Annotated in this window: 10 protein-coding genes; 1 reads left to right on the top strand and 9 read right to left on the bottom strand. The window is 41.1% G+C overall.

The window, feature by feature from the left end:
• Positions 1–367 precede the first annotated feature (367 nt).
• Entirely contained in the window at positions 368–1,036 is a 669-nt protein-coding gene (locus G7074_RS23110) for a DUF3826 domain-containing protein (RefSeq protein ID WP_124561393.1), read from the bottom strand.
• A gap of 11 nt (positions 1,037–1,047) precedes the next feature.
• Positions 1,048–2,685 (bottom strand): fucose isomerase, encoded by a 1,638-nt coding sequence (locus G7074_RS23105; protein ID WP_166211589.1) that lies wholly within the window; start codon positions 2,683–2,685, stop codon positions 1,048–1,050.
• A 226-nt stretch (positions 2,686–2,911) separates the two neighbouring features.
• Between G7074_RS23105 and G7074_RS23100 the strand changes: the two genes are divergently transcribed.
• On the top strand, positions 2,912–3,781 hold the full coding sequence (locus tag G7074_RS23100) for an AraC family transcriptional regulator (protein WP_124561391.1): 870 nt from the start codon (positions 2,912–2,914) through the stop codon (positions 3,779–3,781).
• A gap of 51 nt (positions 3,782–3,832) precedes the next feature.
• Here G7074_RS23100 and G7074_RS23095 read toward each other — a convergent pair whose 3' ends face one another.
• The 7 genes from G7074_RS23095 to G7074_RS23065 all read right to left on the bottom strand — a co-directional run bounded on the left by G7074_RS23095 (position 3,833) and on the right by G7074_RS23065 (position 19,030).
• Complete coding sequence (locus G7074_RS23095; protein ID WP_124561390.1) at positions 3,833–4,765, bottom strand: dihydrodipicolinate synthase family protein; 933 nt, start codon at positions 4,763–4,765, stop codon at positions 3,833–3,835.
• A gap of 40 nt (positions 4,766–4,805) precedes the next feature.
• Positions 4,806–6,392, bottom strand: coding sequence for a sodium:solute symporter (locus G7074_RS23090; protein WP_124561389.1), 1,587 nt, complete (start codon positions 6,390–6,392; stop codon positions 4,806–4,808).
• Between the two features lie 98 nt (positions 6,393–6,490).
• The gene (locus G7074_RS23085; RefSeq protein ID WP_166211586.1) at positions 6,491–9,958 is read right to left on the bottom strand and encodes a malectin domain-containing carbohydrate-binding protein; all 3,468 of its coding nucleotides are present in this window, start codon (positions 9,956–9,958) and stop codon (positions 6,491–6,493) included.
• Between the two features lie 104 nt (positions 9,959–10,062).
• Positions 10,063–12,879 (bottom strand): glycoside hydrolase N-terminal domain-containing protein, encoded by a 2,817-nt coding sequence (locus tag G7074_RS23080; RefSeq protein ID WP_124561387.1) that lies wholly within the window; start codon positions 12,877–12,879, stop codon positions 10,063–10,065.
• Between the two features lies 1 nt (position 12,880).
• A complete protein-coding gene (locus G7074_RS23075; protein WP_124561386.1) occupies positions 12,881–14,458 on the bottom strand; it encodes a glycoside hydrolase family 28 protein in 1,578 nt (525 codons plus the stop codon).
• A 283-nt stretch (positions 14,459–14,741) separates the two neighbouring features.
• Positions 14,742–16,295 carry a glycosyl hydrolase family 65 protein gene (locus G7074_RS23070; RefSeq protein ID WP_166211583.1) on the bottom strand — a complete coding sequence of 518 codons (1,554 nt, stop codon included), beginning with the start codon at positions 16,293–16,295 and terminating at the stop codon, positions 14,742–14,744.
• Entirely contained in the window at positions 16,295–19,030 is a 2,736-nt protein-coding gene (locus G7074_RS23065; protein WP_124561384.1) for a hypothetical protein, read from the bottom strand. The genes G7074_RS23070 and G7074_RS23065 overlap by 1 nt, the downstream gene beginning before the upstream one ends.
• Positions 19,031–19,371: the final 341 nt, after the last annotated feature.

The raw sequence follows: 19,371 nt of genomic DNA, 5'->3' as shown, positions 1-19,371 counted from the left end.
ATAAAGTTGCAATTGATTATCAGTAATAAGGAGATCAATGCTTTTTTCCTATATAAAAAAATATAACGTCAAATCAACGTTTATTAAAAATGATACAAAAAAATAGAGGTAATTTGGCTCATTATATTTCAATCTCTGTTAATCCTTTGGTTAGAAAGTATATTATAATTTAAATTGTAATTAAAACATGGATATAGCTAGAATTGTAGTTAAATATTGACTTATTTTTGCTCTGATAAAATAAAGTAAATACTCATTTATCCCTTTTCTTAATTGACAATACAATGTAGTGATAAATTCATATATAAATGAAATATTCTTAAATAAAAAATGATAAAAAATTTTCAGGTACCCGGCTTGATTATAATTAGTTTCCCTGAGCCTTTAATTTACGCCTTTTTTCCCATTCAATACCTTCTTTTTTAAGGTCGTAACCTGCGGCCGAAAGGTAATTATTAATGCGGCCTTTGTACTTTCCGAACCAGGCATGTTTTTTATCCGACGATTCTGCATCCATGGCGCGCTCGCGGGCTTCGGTTAACCAAACCAGAATTTGTTTTTTCTGATCTTCGGTTAAGGTTAAAATCTCTTCCTGGTAAGCTTTGTAGGTAAGTGGTAGTACGCCATAGGTCATTCCATTTTTAACACCTTCAATTTGCTCGCTGTTTAATTGTGCAGACAGTTTGCTGATGTATTTTTTATGAAGTTTGGCCAACGATGCCTCTACAGCACGGTCTTGTTTGGCCAAAGCCGAATCTCTCAATACTTTATTGTCTTTGTTCTTTTCTTTAATTTCTTTAACCTCAAGATCTCTCGCTGTGTAAATATCGTTCAGGTTACTGTATTGATCTCTGATGATTCCTGTAACTTTCTCTGCTTTTTTAGTATCGGTAATACCCAGGGGTACTACAATTTTAGCAGCACGCTCGGTAATGGTTTTGGTATAGGCGGCCTTATCGGCAACTGCATTATTTTGAGCAAAAACCGTGGTTGCAGCTGAGCACGTTAACAACAGGGCTAAAATCTGTGATTTCATTTTTTATATTTTTAATTAGAATTTCTTTTCTTACCAAGGTTTATATCTCCACAAAAATGCACTTTTATGCCCAGTTCGTCCATAGCAGCAGCTTTAATTCTACAGGCTTCGTGTGCACCGGCCTCATAATTGGTATATACTACCTGTATGTGGTTGGCTTTGTGGCGCACCATTAACTGGTCGCGGCTTACACCTTTTAAAATGGCTTGCATTATTGGCCATTCTGGTGTGGTTTCCTCCCATCTTCTTTTCGTTTCGGCTTCTGGTAATGATACCACTTCGCCTACACCTAAATCGCAATGTAATTCATTATCCTTTATATATACGCGGCTCCATACAATAAAGCCGGGTTTGCTAATGCCTTTTAACGAGCCGCCACCCAAACGGAAATACATGGCCGGTTGCCTCTCGCTGCTTGCGCCGGCATAACCATTTATAAAATGTGCAGGCGGTGCTGCGCCCGAAATCAGAAACAGCCATACGAAGCCATCAATTTCGCCATCTTTGTAATATTCACCCCAACGGATATCGTGCAGGGTATTTTCGCCGGTCATACCCAGTTCTTGCCAAAGCTGGTAGGTTAGCAAAGCATCCAGGCCGGCACATTCATCTACTTCATTAAAATGAGGCAAAGCCTTTTTGGCATAAAGTTCTTTGCCGTTTAACGCATATACAGGCGGACGGTCTTCATTGTTTAATAATCCTTCAACCAGGTCGCTTGAAACAGTTAAATCTTTTAATCCCTGCTGGTATTGTATGCCAATCGTATCGCAACTAAATTCATCAGCAATGCGTAGGGCTGCAATATACATGCGGCATTGTTCGAGGGTTTGCCTTTTGGTTAACTGTGTGGCTTCTTCAGTGCCCCAGTTAAAAGTCATTCCTTTTTGCAAAAGCCAGTTTAAAACATCTTCAGCTTCCTGGTCAGTAACCTGAAGCATAGCCGCGTATAATGCCGACTGACTAAGGCGTTCTTTAAAGAAACCAGTGCGGTGTAGCAGTTCATCCGGAATGATAGCATTGTACATACCCATACATCCTTCATCAAACACACCCATAATTACTTTTCGTTCTTTCAGGTTTTTGGCAAAATCGCGACCTTTTTTATCATCGCTTGATGGAATTTTATTTAGCGCAAAACTTTTAACGTGACTTTGGTCATAACTAACTTTTCCGGTAGTGAGCCATTCCTGTAAACCGTCGTTAAAAAAATCATCGGTAAAATTTTCGCTCCATAAAGTGCTGTACGGAATTTGTGCTTTGGTTAAGCAGCCGTTCAGGTTTAGCATACCCACCAGTCCCGGCCATTGTCCGCTCCAATTGGCAACCGTTAATATCGGGCCGCGATGAGTAGTTAAGCCGGCCAATACATGGTGTGAGTATTGCCAAACGCTTTCTGCAACGATTAAAGGCTGCTCAGGATCTATTTTCCGGAAGATATCCATGCCCATTCTTTGCGAATCGATAAAGCCGTGTTTTTTATCCGGATCGTAAGGGTGTGCACGTTTAACCGTCCAACCAAATTTCTCAATTGCGGCAGTTAATTTTTGCTCCATTTCGGCTTGCGCTTCCCAGCAACTCTGGTTTGCCGAAAGGCGTAAGTCTCCGCTGGAAACGATAAGAATTTCGCTTGGTTTATCTGGTCTCATATTTTATTAATGAACATAAAATTTATAGGAAAATAATTTGTTCGTTTGTAATTTGGTTATGACATTGTGCCTCTATACAAAACTCAGCAATGAAATACAGCATTTTATAATGTTTTTTATCAAATTAATATAGGATATTATCATTTATCTCCCTAAATTAGGCTCTTGCAATTGGTGTACGCACAAACATCAAACGCAGACCTAACCAAATGTTTTAATTAAAATCATGAAACCTCATTTTCATAAAGTTCCCATTACCCTGCAAAGTTCTTTCAGTATCCGTCACGATATTAAACCCGATTTCGGCAACATCTGGCATTACCATCCGGAGCTGGAATTACACTATGTGATTAAGGGTGAAGGTGTGCGTTTTATCGGCGATAACATCAGTAATTTTGTGCCTGATGAAATGGTATTGCTAGGTGAAAACCTACCCCACACCTGGCGCTGCAAGGATGAGTATTTTCAGAACAACCCCGATTTAACTACTGAGGCAATGGTGATCCACTTTCTCCCCGATTGTTTGGGCAAGTACATGCTCACTTTACCAGAGGCTTACCTGATTCCGAAACTATTTGAAAAGGCAAAAAGCGGAATGGTAATTAAAGGAAAGGCGAAGGATAAACTGATTGATTTAATGCGCGCCGCAGTAGATGCTACTAATCTTGACCGGATTATTATCCTGTTATCGATTTTAAAAACATTGGCCGAAACTGATGAGTATTCGACCATTGTAACGAGTAAAAATACTTTTTACCAGAGCAATGAGTCTGAAACATTGCGCATTAATAAGATTTGCAATTATACCTTGAGTAATTATAAAAAGGATATCACTTTAGAAGAAGTGGCTTCCTTAAGCAATTTGAGCGTGACTTCTTTTTGTCGTTACTTCAAGCTGATGACTAAAAAGACTTTCTACGATTTTCTGATCGAAATCAGGGTGAGTCATGCCTGCCGCTTCTTAATCGAAAATAAATTGCCAACTGAGATGATTTGCTTCGATTGCGGTTTCAATAATGTTTCTAATTTTTACAGGCACTTTAAAAAAGTAACCGGAATGACCCCACTCGATTATAAAAGGAAGTATTTGAATTAAAATTTTTAAACCTTACAGGTTTTTAAAACCTGTAAGGTTTAACTATTCCTTTTATATGAACACCTCAATATTTAAATCACATCTTAAGGCAGTATAATCATCAAACAATTTTTCTACTTCTTTAACCACATTTGGTGTAAAGGTGCCTACGTTTCTACGGGTAAATGTAGAGATGTTTAAGCCACGTTTTTGCAGGAAATATTTAGAAACTACCGGATAAACGTTGTGCATCACATCCATGTTATCAATTAAAAACTGTTGTACTTTTTGTACTTCATCTTTAACGGCTTCATCGTTATAGTGATCGCAAAGCCACACAATCAACTCTGGGAAATAATTGCCCTGAATACAAGATAAACCAGCAGAACCTGCCTTTAAAGATGCTACGGCATGTACCACATAAGCATCATAAAGTCCAAAAGCGTTACCGTCGGTCAGTTTTATTTTTTGCTTAATGGCTTCAATATCGAGCGAAGTATCTTTATGGTAAATTACACGACCTGTAGCAACAAAATCAGCAAGTTGTTCGGGTTTTATTACTCTTTTGTAAGGCACTGGACATTCGTAAAAACCCAAAGGGATATCGTTGGTTTGTTTTAACAGATCGAAAACACGATCGTTAAAAATGGTATCGTTTTCGTTTTCATCGGCCAGTAAACTAGTTATGGCAATAACTGCTTCAACGCCGGTGTCGCTCACTTCTTTTACAAAATCCGCTTGTTTGGAAATGGGGCCACCAAAGGTGCCGGTAGCCACCACCGGTACCGCACCATTAACCACTTTTACGACATGTTTTATTGCCTGAATACGCTCCTTATCTGTTAATTCGAACATTTCGCTCGAAAGGCAATTGGCAAATAAACCCGACGACCCAGCCTGCAAATAAATTTCTGTAAGCTGGGTAAGTGCCGGATAATCGATATTTCCGTTGCTTAAAAAAGGCGTAAGCATAACCGGGATGAACCCTTTTTGTGAGTTTTCCATTGTATTCTGATGGGATAAAATTGTTCTAAATAATTGCCGGTTAGACCTTAACCGGGGCCTGGCTGGCCGTTTTAATTTTTCTGTTTTTAATTTTCGTCAGGAAAAGCCCTGTTAAAAAAATGGTTAAAGTACCGGTTACGATAATCATGTTTTTATGCAGCGGATTTCTAAAAGCTTCATATTCCGGAGGAAGAAGTGAAGAAAATGTCATCCATATAATTACGGCTATGCCGATAATGGTTGCGGTTATGGCCTCATGGTTTTTGGTTTGCCTGCTGATAATACCCAGTAAAAACAAGCCCAGCATACCGGCAGCAAATATGCCAGATAGCTCCCACCACACATCCAGTATGCTTTTTACCCCAATCATGGCAATACCGGCAATCATGCCCAGCAAGCCAAAAGCTACTGTTGCGATGTGTAAAAGCGATAAGTTTTGCTTTTCGCTAATTGCAGGTTTAAAATACCTTTTATAAATATCGACAGAAAATACCGTTGCCGAAGCATTCATGCCCGAACTGATGGTACTCATGGCTGCCGATAAAATGGCCGAAACAATTAAGCCCACTAAACCTACAGGTATTTTAGTTACCATAAAATGCGGCATAATTTTATCCCCGTAATCTGCAGGCTGTAATGCATTTTGTACTTTCAATATTTCAGCTGCAGAAGCATGTAAGGACAAGCGTTCTACCGCTACCTGGTGTTTAATGGATTGAACCAACTCCGGGTTAATTTCGTAATAGGCGAATAAGCAAGATCCTATAATAAAGAATAATAAGGATGCCGGAATATATAACCACACACACAACCAGATTGATTTCGATGCCGCCTTGCTTGATGAAGCGGTATGGTAGCGTTGAATGTAGTTCTGGTCCATACCGAAATTGTTCAGGTTAATGAAAAAACCATAAAGCAGTACCACCCAAAACGACGAACTGATAAAATCGGGTTTGAAACTACCCAGACTAAATTTGTTGGCCGTTTTTCCAATCTCTACAATTTTAGCTACCCCGCCTGGCATATTGCTGATGATCAGATAAAGGATGAGCAGCGCGCCAAATGTTTTCACAATGGCTTGTACTACTTCTGTCCATATTACCGCTTCAATTCCTCCTAAAACGGTATAAACAATGATACAGATCCCCATTACAATCATAATCAGCTGCATCGAGTAGCCGGTTAAAGCCTGTAAACTCAGTGCAATACCGAAAAAAATGGAGCCCATCCGTGCCAGTTGCGTCAACAGGAAGCATACTACTGCATATACTCTCGCCCAGGCACCAAAGCGCTTTTCGAGGTGGGTATAAGCCGATATTTCTCCTGTATTTCTGTAAAAGGGTACAAAATATTTGGAGGCTACCCATGCGGCCAGGGGCATAGAAATGCTAAATACAAAAGCATTCCAGTTACCGCCAAAAGCTTTTCCGGGTACTCCTAAAAAGGTGTTGCTGCTTAAAAACGTTGCATAAATAGATAAACCTATTGCCCATCCGGGAATGAGGCCCGAAGCTTTTGTAAATTGCTCGGCATTTTTATTTTTCCTCGAAAAATAAACACCAACTAATATCATTCCAACCAGATAAATGGCGATAATCGCAAGATCGAATATAGGTAGACCCTTCATTATTGGTTGGCTCGTTTATTAATTTGGTTAAAACAAATATGCGTGTCTAAATAGCTGTATTCATATAAGATTTTGGCTACATATTGTACCATCTTATCTTATTGAACATCTAAAGCGTCGATACTGAGCCCTTTGGTTTCGGTAGCAACAATTCTCAATTGATAGGCGCCCGCATTAATCATACTGCCGGTATTGGTACTGTAATAGTTCCATTTACCAGCCTTGGTTGGTGCAAATTCTACCTGTTCTGTTTTCATTAAAGTTCCATCTGCCGATAAAAATTTGAGTTTTGCTTTCAGCACCTGTTCAAACGGATTGTGGTATTTAATGGTTAAAGAGTAAGTATCGGCAACACCTACAGCAATATGCCAGGTTAAAACGGCATCAGTATTGGCTTTAAAAGTTACCCGTTCTTTGCCCATCAGTTCTTCTTTTGCAATGTTGCTACCTTTTAATGCGGCATCAGTTGCTTTGTAGGTTATGGTGCTTTTTAAATCGTAAGCGGGTTGTAAATGGGTAACAGGTAAAACGAAAACAGTTGCTGTGCGGCTATCAAAAATAATTCGTTCCCGTGGATTAAGCCTTTTGCGATACAGTTGGTAGGTTTCTGCCTTACTATTGGTTAATGCGGTTTTGGTATCTTCGAAACCTTGCGGCACACTGCTGTTGCGGTTCAATGCCACAAAAGTGTCTACCGTATCTGTTGCGGTAAATTCGATACTCTCCTGTCCACGAGAAGCTTTAAGCCATTCGGCACCAAACAAATTGGATGGCAAATTGGTAAAACCTGTATTTTCTCCGATAAACTGCTCCTCGCCTATATCGAGCCAGTTATGCAGCTCTGCGTTTTTTATTTTAGTTAAAAGCGATGGGCTTGCTGGCGCAGGCTTAATGTTCGGGTTTAAGCTGGCAATGGCTATAGCCGAAATAACTGCCTGCCCAACTTTTACCTCCGGAAAATTGATAGTTAGTGCGCCACCCTTAACTGTAGTTTTGATAGTTTTCTTCAACAAAGCATTGCTGCCGGCTTCTTTCCAAATGTCTAAATCCTGTATTACCGTTTTACCGTTTAAAGCTACATCGAATAAGCGCATTCCTTTCGCATCTAAGCCTCCGCCAATGCCTAACCAGGGTTCTACAAAGTAAAGTTCGACAAAATATTCGCCATCAGGCAATGGGAAGTAATATTTCAGCCGATCGCGGCCATATCTGAAAGTTTGAAATAATTTCCAGTCGGATGTACCGGCTATGGGTTGAAAAGTACGGCGCTGACTGGCAAAAAAAGTGGGTACACCCGGGAAATCTTTTGTCCAGGAGCTTGATCCAAAACAGTTGTTCGCCGTTAAATTCCTGTCGGCCGACCATTTATTGCCATTAGTGTCGATATAATCATCGCCACCACAATTCATTCGGTAAACATAATGATAGTTTTTTTCTGGTCTTGTAATTTGCTTCTCGCTAACCAGCAAGTTGAAATTCGGGCTTTGGGGTAAATTCTGCAAAACGATCTGATCTTTAGCTACTGCTTTCCCGTTAACATACCCCACAGCGTATAACACATTGTATTGAACATCAGGCTTATCCCATTGGAAATGCATACCTATGGCACCACGTTTTCTTTTGCCTAGTGAATGGCCGTTAATGTCGTTAAAAAGCTCAACTTCATCACAGTTCGAGTATACCACTACACTATCTTTTACACCGGCTTTGCTCCAGCGGTTTGGCCAGGTATGCGATACAATGTAAGCCATTGGTTGTGTTGCTTTTGGCGCATAATTAGCCCTAAACATGTAAAAAACATCGGTAGGTTCTTCCCAGGGGGTAAACATGCCTTTGTAATTTACCGGACCAATCCGATCTAAATCGCGAAGCCCCTCGCCACCCTGAACCCGTCCCGGATTATCGTGAGAACTGTACAACCAGAAAAAATGACCAGCTGTTTTATCTTTCACCGACTCGGCAAGGCGTACTTTGGTTTCCATTAAATCTGTCATTTTGTTTTCGGTATAACCTTTACCAGCCGCATCAACATCATGCAGATCAATGGTTCGCCAGGCACCATACTCGCCTACTAAAACCTGTCTTTGCAAATCTTCGTCATAAGTTAAAGGATTGCCGCCATAAGTGCCTGTCCAGTTTTGGGGCACATCCCAATCGGTGCCTTTACCGCCATTGCAGGTGGTTACCTTTCTTTGCGATGAAGCTGTTGGATCGAGTTTGCGGATTAATTCGGTGCACTCGCGGGCAAAATCTTCGGGCAAGGTACTTTCGTTTTCCAATCCCCATAAAACCACTGCCGGACTGTTCCGTCTTTCTTTTACCCAATCGGTTAAGAGTGTTTTGAAATTTTTTCTAAACTCAGGCGTATCGTACCATATATGAGCTGCCATTTGTGTCCAGCACAAAATCCCTTCCTTATCCCAGTAATCTGAGTACAGTAAATTGTGCGGCTGGTGCGCATCGCGGAAAGCATTAAAACCGGCCGCTTTAATCTGCATCACCCGCGAACGGATCTGCTCAGGGCTAAAAGCATGGCTCTGACCAATTAAATGCTCATATTCGGCAATTCCATTGATAAAAACAGGCTTTCCGTTTAATAGAAATACCTTTTGACTGGCCTGTTCGCCTATAGGCCAGCTAACCCAACGAATGCCATAAGGCGTTAATTGTTCATCGAGTATCTTGCCATTTTCAATAATTATTGTTTTTAAAGTATAGCGATAGGGATTTTCAAGCGACCACAGTTTAGGGTTAACAATGGTAGCGGTTTTTTGCGCCACATCTATTTCCTTTCCTGCCACGAGATTAACATTGCGTCTTAATACCTGTACCACTTTTCCGGAGGCATCAAGCAAGGTGTTGGAAACTGTGACGAACCTGTTTTTGGAACTGTAATTTTTTAAGGTAGTGGTGAAGTTTAAAACAGCCGCTTTTTCCGAAACTTGATTGTCGTTCCAGATGTGTACGCCAAAAGGCATTACACGCACTTCGTTGGTAACAATCAAATGTACCGGCCTAAAAATGCCCATGGGTTGCGAGCCTTCTGAAAAGCCACGTTCGGTAGAACAACCACCATCAACCCAGGGTAAATCCTGGATATTGGCTGGATGATCGGCTCTTACTGCCAATATATTTTCACTGTTATTGAGTTTAATTGCCGCCGTAACATCGAGCGTAAATGTTGTTCTGCCTCCAGCATGGTAGCCTACTTTTTGACCATTAAGCCAAACTGTTGCATAAGAACCCACACCCTCAAAATATAAAAAGAACCGCTTACCTTGTTTAATTTCATTAGTTTTGAATGTTTTGCGGTACCAGGCATAGCCATGCTTGTTGCCATGCAGTTTGCGTTGGTAGCCTTCGTACTGATCCCAGGTATGCGGCACATTAACTTTTTTCCAGTTTCTAGTTTGATAGGTAAACGCCTGAAAGCCATCAAAAGCAGTGCTGCTTTTCTCGTCGGCAACCGTAAGCCAATTGGTGTTTAAGGAAATATCTTTGCGGATTTGGGCTTTAGCAAAGTTTATATTCCATAAGATCAATAAAATGAAGAAATGTTTCGACATATTGATTTTAGGTTCGTGTAGACATGAACCAGGGCCTCGGAAGTATCTATTACAGGAGATTGCTTCGTCGTTCCTCCTCGCAATGACGATTTTATTATTCATGTTTACAGCAGTTTCAAATCTCCGTTCAGTTTATAGGTTTCGCCTGCTTTGGTATGCAGTTGCACAACCTGGTTTTTGTAATGCAGCGTGCAATCTCCACCGGTTTTAGATTTAAGCATGAATGAAGTTAATGTGCCGTTCTCCCAGCTCAAATCCACCTCAAAACCACCTCTGGCTTGTAAGCCTTTAATGCTGCCCGTAGGTATAGCTGTTGGTAAGGCCGGCAAAATATCCAGATAACCCTGATGACTTTGTAAAATCATTTCAGCTATGCCTGCAGCGCCGCCAAAATTGCCATCGATCTGAAATGGCGGGTGTGCATCGAAAAGGTTTACATACGACCCCGCACCGTTGTTGGCCGGTTTCATTAGCATTTTTACGAGTTTCATGGCGTGGTCGCCATCTTTAAACCGGGCCCAAAAGTTTATTTTCCAGGCCAAACTCCAGCCTGTAGCATCGTCTCCGCGATATAACAGCGATTGCTTTGCCGCCTGCATCATTTTGGTATCACTATCCCAGGTAATGTCGTTACCTGGATAAACACCCCATAAATGCGAAACGTGGCGATGCTTGTTGGTGGTATCGTCTTTATCTTCAAGCCATTCCTGTAACTGGCTATATTTGCCAATCTGGTTGGGAGCCAGCTGTTTTAGTTTTTCCTCCAATGTTTTTTTAAAATCGGCATCGGTATGAAGCACATCGGCAGCTGCGATACAGTTTTTAAAGAGCGATCTGATAAGCTGATGATCCATGGTTGGTCCTGCTACTAAACCACCATTTTCAGGAGAATTGGAAGGCGTGCTGATTAACCAGCCAGTTTTAGGGTCCTTCACCAGAAAATCTACAAAAAACAAAGCCGCCTGTTTCATCGCAGGATAAGCTTCTGTTTCCAGGAATTTGCGATCCTGACTAAACTGGTAATGTTCCCATAAATGCTGACTTAACCATGCCCCGCCTGTCATCCAGATACCGTGGTTAGAAGCGTTTATAGCCGCGGTTCCGTTCCATAAATCGGTGTTGTGGTGTAAAACCCAACCACGCGCGTTGTAATATTGTTTGGCCGTTTCGCTACCTGTTTTGGTTAATCCTTTAATTTTTTGGAATAAGGGCTCGTTTAAAGCAGAAAGGTTGAGTATTTCTGTTGGCCAATAATTCATTTCCAGGTTAATGTTGGTGGTATATTTACTGCCCCATGGCGGGGTTAATAAATCGTTCCATATTCCCTGAAGATTAGCAGGCTGTGTACCTGGTCGTGAACTTGAAATTAACAAATACCTCCCATACTGCATGTACAAAGCCGCAAATGCAGCATCATTTGAACTTGCAAATTTGGCCAGGCGCTCATCCGTTGGCAACTGCTCATTTTCTGAACGTCCAAAACTCACCTCAAATTTGTTGTAGTACTGCTGGTATTCTTTAAGGTGGTTTTGTTTAATTTCAGCATAGGTTTTTACTTTCAGGCTGTTTAATGCTTTAATATTGGCAGTAGCAGGCAAACCTGAAACATCCTGTGCATTAATAAAATTGGTGCCAGCCGTTAAATAGAGCGTTACTTCATCGGCCTGATTGATGCTGATCTTGTTGTTAACGATTTTTAAAGTTCCCTTTTTAACGATGGTCGTTAGCCGGCTCTCCCCTTTCAAGGCTCCATCTTTTACTTGTACGCTTAAAGACAGTGTTTGCTTATCAAGCATCTTTACCGACGATTTACGGTGCGGACTTGATAGCACCGCATCAAAGCTAATGGCTTTGGGTTTATCGGCCGTTAAATGAATTACAATGGCCTGGTTAGGCTGACTAGCCAGATATTCGCGCTGATAATTTACACCATCAATCGTAAAAGTGGTTTTAGCAATCGCCATACTCACATCAAGCGAGCGTTTATAATGGCTAACCGGCGATTTGCTTTGCCTGAAGTATAAATTTAAATCGCCAAAAGGCTGATAACTTGCCTGATATTGCGGTATAGCAGGCGGATTTTCGTCCTGTATTTTATATTTCCATTCCTTTTCCAGCGAAACGCCTTGCGAAATGTCAGCGCCAACGGGATAAATTCCAATATTTTTGCTGGTATCTTTATAACCTACCAATCCGCCTTTATCGGCATAATTGAGTACCTGGATGGCGATTATATTTTTGCCTTTTTTGACCAGTTTTGCTGGAATGGTATATTTTCTGGGCTCGGTGTTATCGGTGTTGCCCACCAACTGACCATTGATATAAGTGAAATCCTGATCACGAACACGGTTGAGGTCAAGTACGAGGTCTTTTCCTATCCAATTCTCCGGAACATCAAAACTTGTTCTAAACCAAACTGCTCCGTCTAAATTGGCTAATCCCACAGTCTCCCAGCCATCAAAGGCAGGCACTTTAATGCTTTTCCAAAGCTTATCATCAAAACTGGTTAATGCAGGGTTTCCCTCAATGCCCTTCCCCGCTTTCATCTGACTTACCCAGGTATTCCTGTCGCCTGATTCGCTCTGCCGGCCCATAAATTCTGCCTGAGCAAGAGTTTCGGCTTCTTTTTGCTTCCCTTTAAAAAGCAGTTCTCTAATGTCGTTTAAATATTTATAGGCTCCCTTGCGGTTGTAATCTCTTGGCTTGCCGGTCCACAGGGTTTCTTCGTTAAACTGGATGTGATCTTCAGCTGTTCCGGCAAAAAGCATAGCGCCTAAGCGGCCATTACCAATTGGTAAGGCATCGGTCCATTTTTCTGCAGGTTTGTTGTACCATAAAGTATGGTTATTTTCCTGTGTCCAGCCATTCGATTGAACGGTTACCGCTAAAATTAAAGTGCCCAGTAAAAATTTAAATTTCATGTTATTGTACTTTGTCGCCAGATATAATTTCGATGGTAGCCGTTACTTCTTTTTCCTTTTTAACCGGCGTTTTTATCCTTCTGAAATTATTGTTGCCTAAAAATATGTTTTTGGTTTCAGCGCCACTCAACTTTAGGTAATTATTTATTTCGGCTGAAGGAAAGGCATTGTATAAAAACAAATCCGAAACATTGGTAAGATCTACTACAGCGGCATTTGCAGATATTTTATTGCTTTTTAAGCCATCAATAATGAGGTTATTTACTTTTAAGGCTTTTACAGCAGCACCAATTTGTGTATTTACGGATACATTATGCAGTTCAATATCAGCGGCGTTGCTGATCGAAAAACCGCTTTTGGCTTCGAGGTTAATGTCGTTAAAAGTGATATTGCTGATGGGCATTTCCTCCAAGCCGTTTAAATAGGCAGCCTGATTTACCTGCCCCGTAATATTGGCGAAATGGATATTCCTGAATATCGGTGTACGCTCTGAAACAGGCTCGGGATTGGTTTTGGCATATTGCATATCCAGTACAATGGCCTGCTCTCTGATGTTTTTCATGATAATGTTGCTTACCCTGATCTCCTCAACCACACCTCCTCTGCCACGGGCAGTTTTAATGCGGATGCCCCGGTCGGTTCCGTCAAACACACAATTGGAGATGGTGATTTTGCGCACATCGCCCGACATTTCACTGCCGATTACAACTCCGCCATGGCCTGATAGCATGGTGCAATTGGTAATCACATAATTCTCGGCAGGAACAGCCATCTTTCTGCCCGGAGCGTCTTTGCCCGATTTGATGGTGATACAATCATCGCCTACGCTGATGTGGCAATCTGAAATGTGTACATTTTTACACGATTCGGGGTTGATACCGTCGGTATTGGGTGAATGGGGATTGTTGATGGTTACCGCATGAACCTTAACGTTTTCGCAAAACTCAGGATTTACGGTCCAAAATGGCGAATTACGAATGGTTATGCCATCTATCAATACGTTTTTGCAAAACATGGGTTGTATAAACGGCGGACGCAAAAAGCCGCGTTTCATTTGTTTGGGGTCGTCGGGTAGTATAATGTCTTTATTGAGGCTGGCAAAGGTGGTTTGCCATTTCGAGATCGGCTGACCTTCTTTATAACCTTCTACAAAATCCCACCATTTTTTGCCATGCCCGTCTATAATACCGCGACCAATTATAGAGATATTTTCGGCTTTATAGGCGTAAAACAATGGCGAGAAACTGCTTACATCTACCCCTTCGTAACGGCTCTTCACCATCGGAAGGTAATCGTCGAAGTTATCGCTAAAATGAAGCTCAGCGCCGGCATCAATCAAAATCGTGATGTTGCTTTTTAAATGGATTGCGCCAGTTAAATATTTACCTGCAGGGAAATAAATGGTACCACCACCTGCTTTTGATGCTGCTTCGATGGCATTTTTAATGGCAGTAGTGGCGAGCTTGCTGCTGTCGTTTTTAGCGCCATACTTGATTACATTATAGTAGCTCTGTGCACTAAGGCTTACGGAAGCTGTTATCGCAATTACAAAAGTTAAAGTCCTGATTAAATATTTCATCTGCTTTGTTAATAAATTTCGTCATGCTGAATTTATTTCGGCATCTCTATATCGTCCTCGTTTGTAACGAGGACGGACCTGATTAGCAATTTTATCGCTTAATTTCCTCATCTGTCCGTAGAGTTCCGAAGGGCTCTACGGATTTTCGCATGGAAAAGAGTCTCTGACTCGTTCTTTGTTACTGAGTTGTAAACTCAATTCTATTCGCCAATCCGTAGTGACGCGTTGCTTAACACTACGGACAGGGCTTGCATGTGATCAGCGATTTCATCGCTTCATCCCCTTAATTCAGCTGCACTTTTATTGGCTTCAAGTCTTTGCCTTTAAAAATCACTTTACCATCTGCAAATACCAGAAATCCTTTGCCTTTATTGTATTTAGTTCCGGTTTTATCCCACAATACTGTTAAAGTTTTGTTGTGATATGAAACGTTATCAAGCATAAACCAATCCCATTGGTTTTTAGGGATTAGCGGATATATTTCCAAAGTATTGTCTGTTCGTGGTTTAATGCCAACCAGGTCGTTGATAATTAAATCGCAAAAAGTAGAATGGTTATAAAAACTACTTCTCGGATTATCGCCTTTTAACCATTCGCCATTCTTTTCATCCTGATATTCACCAATATAAGGCTTGCCGTTTTTAGTATGCGATGCAGCGAATTTATGTAACGCTGCATAAAATACGCTGGCATTCATTTTACCATGCTGCTTGTAATTGGTAAGCAGGTTCACCAATCCTTTCAGGGTTTGAGAACTGGCAAATGGCCAAAGCGCACCGTCCCATTCGCAACTGTGACCCGAGCCACGTGTTCTGAAGGTTGGGTTTCTCCGTTCAGCTGTAGTTAAGCCCCAGGGCGCATTAAAACCTGCGGTATCCAATAGCTGATCCCAGGCTTTTGCATAGGTAGCTTTATCATCAGGTAAATTAAAATCCCAGGGAATAAAGCCAATGGCTTCGCGAACCTCGGCATGACCTCCCTTTGCTTTTCTGGTTTCGAAAAAGGCCGAGGCGGGGTTCCAAAGGCTATCCTGAACCAGTTTCTTAACCGAGTCCGCTTTGAGGTTGTATTTGCTAACTAAGGTTTTGTTGCCAAGAATTTTACCAATCTTACTTAAAGCAATGGCATTTCCATACATGTAGCTGTTAATGGTTGGTCGCTGGTTCTGGTCTTTCCGCGATCCGCTGATCGACTCTTCCATCCCATCTTTCACATCGTTCTGCCAGAACAATCCGTTTTTAAGTTTACGTTCAGCTTCCCATTTGGTATAATCTTTATCCAACGCAGGCAGAATTTCCTTTAAAAATTCCTGATCAGGCTTTACCAGATTGTTTTGATATACCGCATCGTCGATCCAGCTGCTAAATTGGTGAAAACGCTGCTTCGTTTGACCTACATCAGCATGGTACAACCAAAATTTCACATAATCCTGCAGGTAACTGTTGTCTTTTAACCACCTGCCCTCGTAAAGGTGATGACCTAAGGCACAGCTAATTGAGTTGTATTTGCCAGCATGTTTAACCGGTTCTATGAATTCAGTAAAGATGAACCCTTCCGGTGTTTTTACCAGATGCTTGCGGTAGGTCCACCAGCGGTAATAATAATTTTGTTCCAGCACTTCATCCGGGCATTCAAATAAAGGGATTTGACCTGCCAGCCAGGTAAATGCTTCGGCATTGGGAACATAGTTTTTTACCGCTTCCGTATCAATTGAATTGAAATAGGTAACGTATTTCTTCAGCTTTTCTGTTCCTAAAATAATTTTTTGCTGTGCAAAACCGGTAATAGTGCATAACGAGAGTGTCGCAGCAGCTATCAAATTTCTTGTATTTATCATTATTCAAATAACCAATCTATGTCTTTTCCCCTGCCATCTAAACCAGCGTTAAAAATCCGGAGTTCCTGTTTATCATCAATAAAACCTAAAACCAAACAAGCTCCTTTACCTAAAGTTAAGCTATGTGTTCCGGCTGCAAAAGCGTAAGCGTGCACATTTACCGGAGGGAAACCATAAGGCACCAGGGCATTTGATATTTTAATTTCCGACTGACCATAATTATTGGCGCTTGCATCGGTTTCCAACTGTGGCGGCGCAAGGAATTGCGAATTCTTCTGATTGAAAAAACCTACCAGTAATTTTACCGGCACAGCTGTACTGAACTTAATTTCAGTTCCGTTTTTGATCTGATCTGCTTTAGCCAGTTTAATGCCTTTTAAACCCAGCAATTCATCGGCAAGCTCTTTAATTTTAACGGTTGTGTCAGTAAAAACAACAGCATCTTTGGCTAAAATATAGCTTTCAGGATGGTTTAAAATCTTTACTTCGGCAGCTTTATAGGTTACCGTTTTAGCTGTTGCTCCTTGTTTAACCGATTTTAGCGAATCGATACTGTGTTTAAAATGGTTGAGCTCTTTAGTAAAAACCGGTAACATTTCGCGCCAGTGTATAAATGTTTTATCAACCCCGCGCATGGGGATTTTGCGTTGTTTGGTTTGCATGCTATTGGCATACAGGTAGCTTTTTTCGGTGCGTTTAACCAGTTCGGCATAATGTGTTGCGCTTTTTTCGAGAAACGGAAGTGCCTGATCAAGGTCTGCTACGCTGTTAGAATATTTATAACGTAAAATCCAGAGTGCAGCTTTTACCTTTTCGGCATAAAAGTTCGCCATGGCATCGTAACAATACATGTCGTTTTTAAGGCGGTTAAATTCTGCGGTATCTTTGGTTACCGTTGGTGCAGCGTTTTGTATAGCAGTTAATGCTTTCTGACCATGCGCTACCACTTCTTTGGCTATTTGTACAGGTGTTTCGCCAATGTGCCCCTGCTTTTTCCATTCTTTTTCGGCGTAATCGATAATCATTTCGCCTTCAGGTGCTTCCGATTCGTACATTAAAGTAAATACACCATAACGGAAAGGGTTAATCAATTGCGTCATTAACATGCCCAGTGTTAAGGTTTGGCGGTTTCCATCGGTGATGCCGTATCTGCGCAAGAGTTTGGGTGAGATTTCTCCCGATTCTTCATAAGCATTTAATATGGCTTTGCCGCCAGTTAATGTGGTGCCATATTTATTGGCTAGTGCCTTACCCCAGTAATTAACTTCCTGGTTGCGGTCTCTTTGCGAATTCCATGCATACCTGGCCCATTCTTTATACCAGATCCAATCGCGGTCTACCTCCAGTAAGCGTCCTTTTACTTCGTCGGCAGTGTAAGGCCAGTCCCAATAGCTGGCTTGCGGGTACAAGTGTAAGCCTTTAGCACCATAAATCTTGTTCATGGCCTGTGCCGATTTCTGAATAAAATCAGCCGAACCATATCTGAAAGGCTCTAAATTGGCCAGAATGTGTACGTTAGAGATGTTTACTGTACCGATTGAGGCCAGTTTACGGTTCAGCTCTGCCCAGGCACCGCGTGGTGTGTAGGTGGTTAAAGCTTCGCCGTTGAATTTATTTTCGGTGTACAGGTTTTTATATAGCGGTAATGCGGCTTTCATTACGCTTGGCGCATCGGTATCGTGTGCGCGCAATACAATAGGTGGCTCTTCTTTTATCCTGGCAGCTTTTAATCCGTCTTTTACACCCGGGATAATGGTTTTGGTAAACCAATCGATATCATCCTGCCCCACGCCTTCCATAGCTTCGCCCAATGCAACCATTAAGCCTACATTTGGATATTTTTCTACAAATGCTGCGATCGATTTTTGGGTATAATCGGCAATTAACGGAATAATCGGACGGTTACGATCTTGTGTTTTTAATCCATGTTTATCAGCAAATGGCTTTGGGATAATGATATTGTAGAACATCTGGATCACCCAAATGCCACGCTTATCAGCTTCGTGGGTTAAAAACCTGAAAATTTCCTCGTTCTTTTTAAGTGTGGCATCGTCTACTTCTACTGCGTAAGGATAGGCTTTTAGTCTCAATAAAGAAGAAAATGGATGGCCGTTCCAAAGATAAAGCGAATTGTAACGGTTTTCTACCATCATATCCAGGTATTTAATCCACAAGGCTTTGTCGTAAAGCCAGGGGAAAGTTTCTGGTGTGTAGGGATATTCGTAAACATCGTGACCAGGAAGATAATCGGGCTTTTGCAAGCCAATACAAGTTCCGCGGAGTACCATTTCGGGTTGATCTGAAACGGCTAATGCAGTTGGTAATTTACCTGTTTCGTTAATTTTATCGGCCAGTTCAATACAGCCATATAAGGTGCCCGATGCATCATGACCTGCTATATATAAGGTGCCACTTTTATCTGTATAAATGGTATAAGCTTCTTTTTTTGCATTGGCTATTTTGCTTTTTAAGGCAGCCGGAAGTTTGCTGGCCAAAACCGCATCAGTAAATATGCCGATGATGATACCTGGTCTGCTTGTAGCCTTTTGGCCTTGCACGGTTATGCTGGCCTGATAACCAATTTTATTTAAGGCTTTTAAAACCTGCTCTGCGCCAAACTTTACCCTTACATGCGCAGTTGCTGGTATTAATATATTTTTTTCGGCGCGACTAGCCGCACTTGAAAAAGAGATCGATAAAAAATAACAGGAAATAAAAATCAGAAAATTTCTCATGCAATTGGCTCTTATAACAAACCCTTAAAAATTAGGATTTTGTGTAATATTTGGTTGTAATATTATTTAAATATAAAAATAATATTCAAATATAAGTAAATTAGCCTTTAGCTTTTGTAAAATTTATGCAAGGTAAAGCCCTTTTAAAGGTTTGTGGCAGGTATGACAATATCTGTTAATATTTAGACAAGAAGATAAAATTTTTAATCAACAATATTTATTTTATTTGTAGTCGTATTCTAATCAATTATAACATTAAGTCCGTTTTTTAGGCGCTGGTAAGCTCAATTTATAATTTAAGGATGCCAAATCAAAATACGTATATTACATTATCAATCAAT

This window comes from Pedobacter sp. HDW13, assembly GCF_011303555.1.
Classification (GTDB): Bacteria; Bacteroidota; Bacteroidia; order Sphingobacteriales; family Sphingobacteriaceae; genus Pedobacter.
Note: the sequence above shows the minus strand (reverse complement) of the source record. Positions and strands in the feature narration are given on the sequence as shown.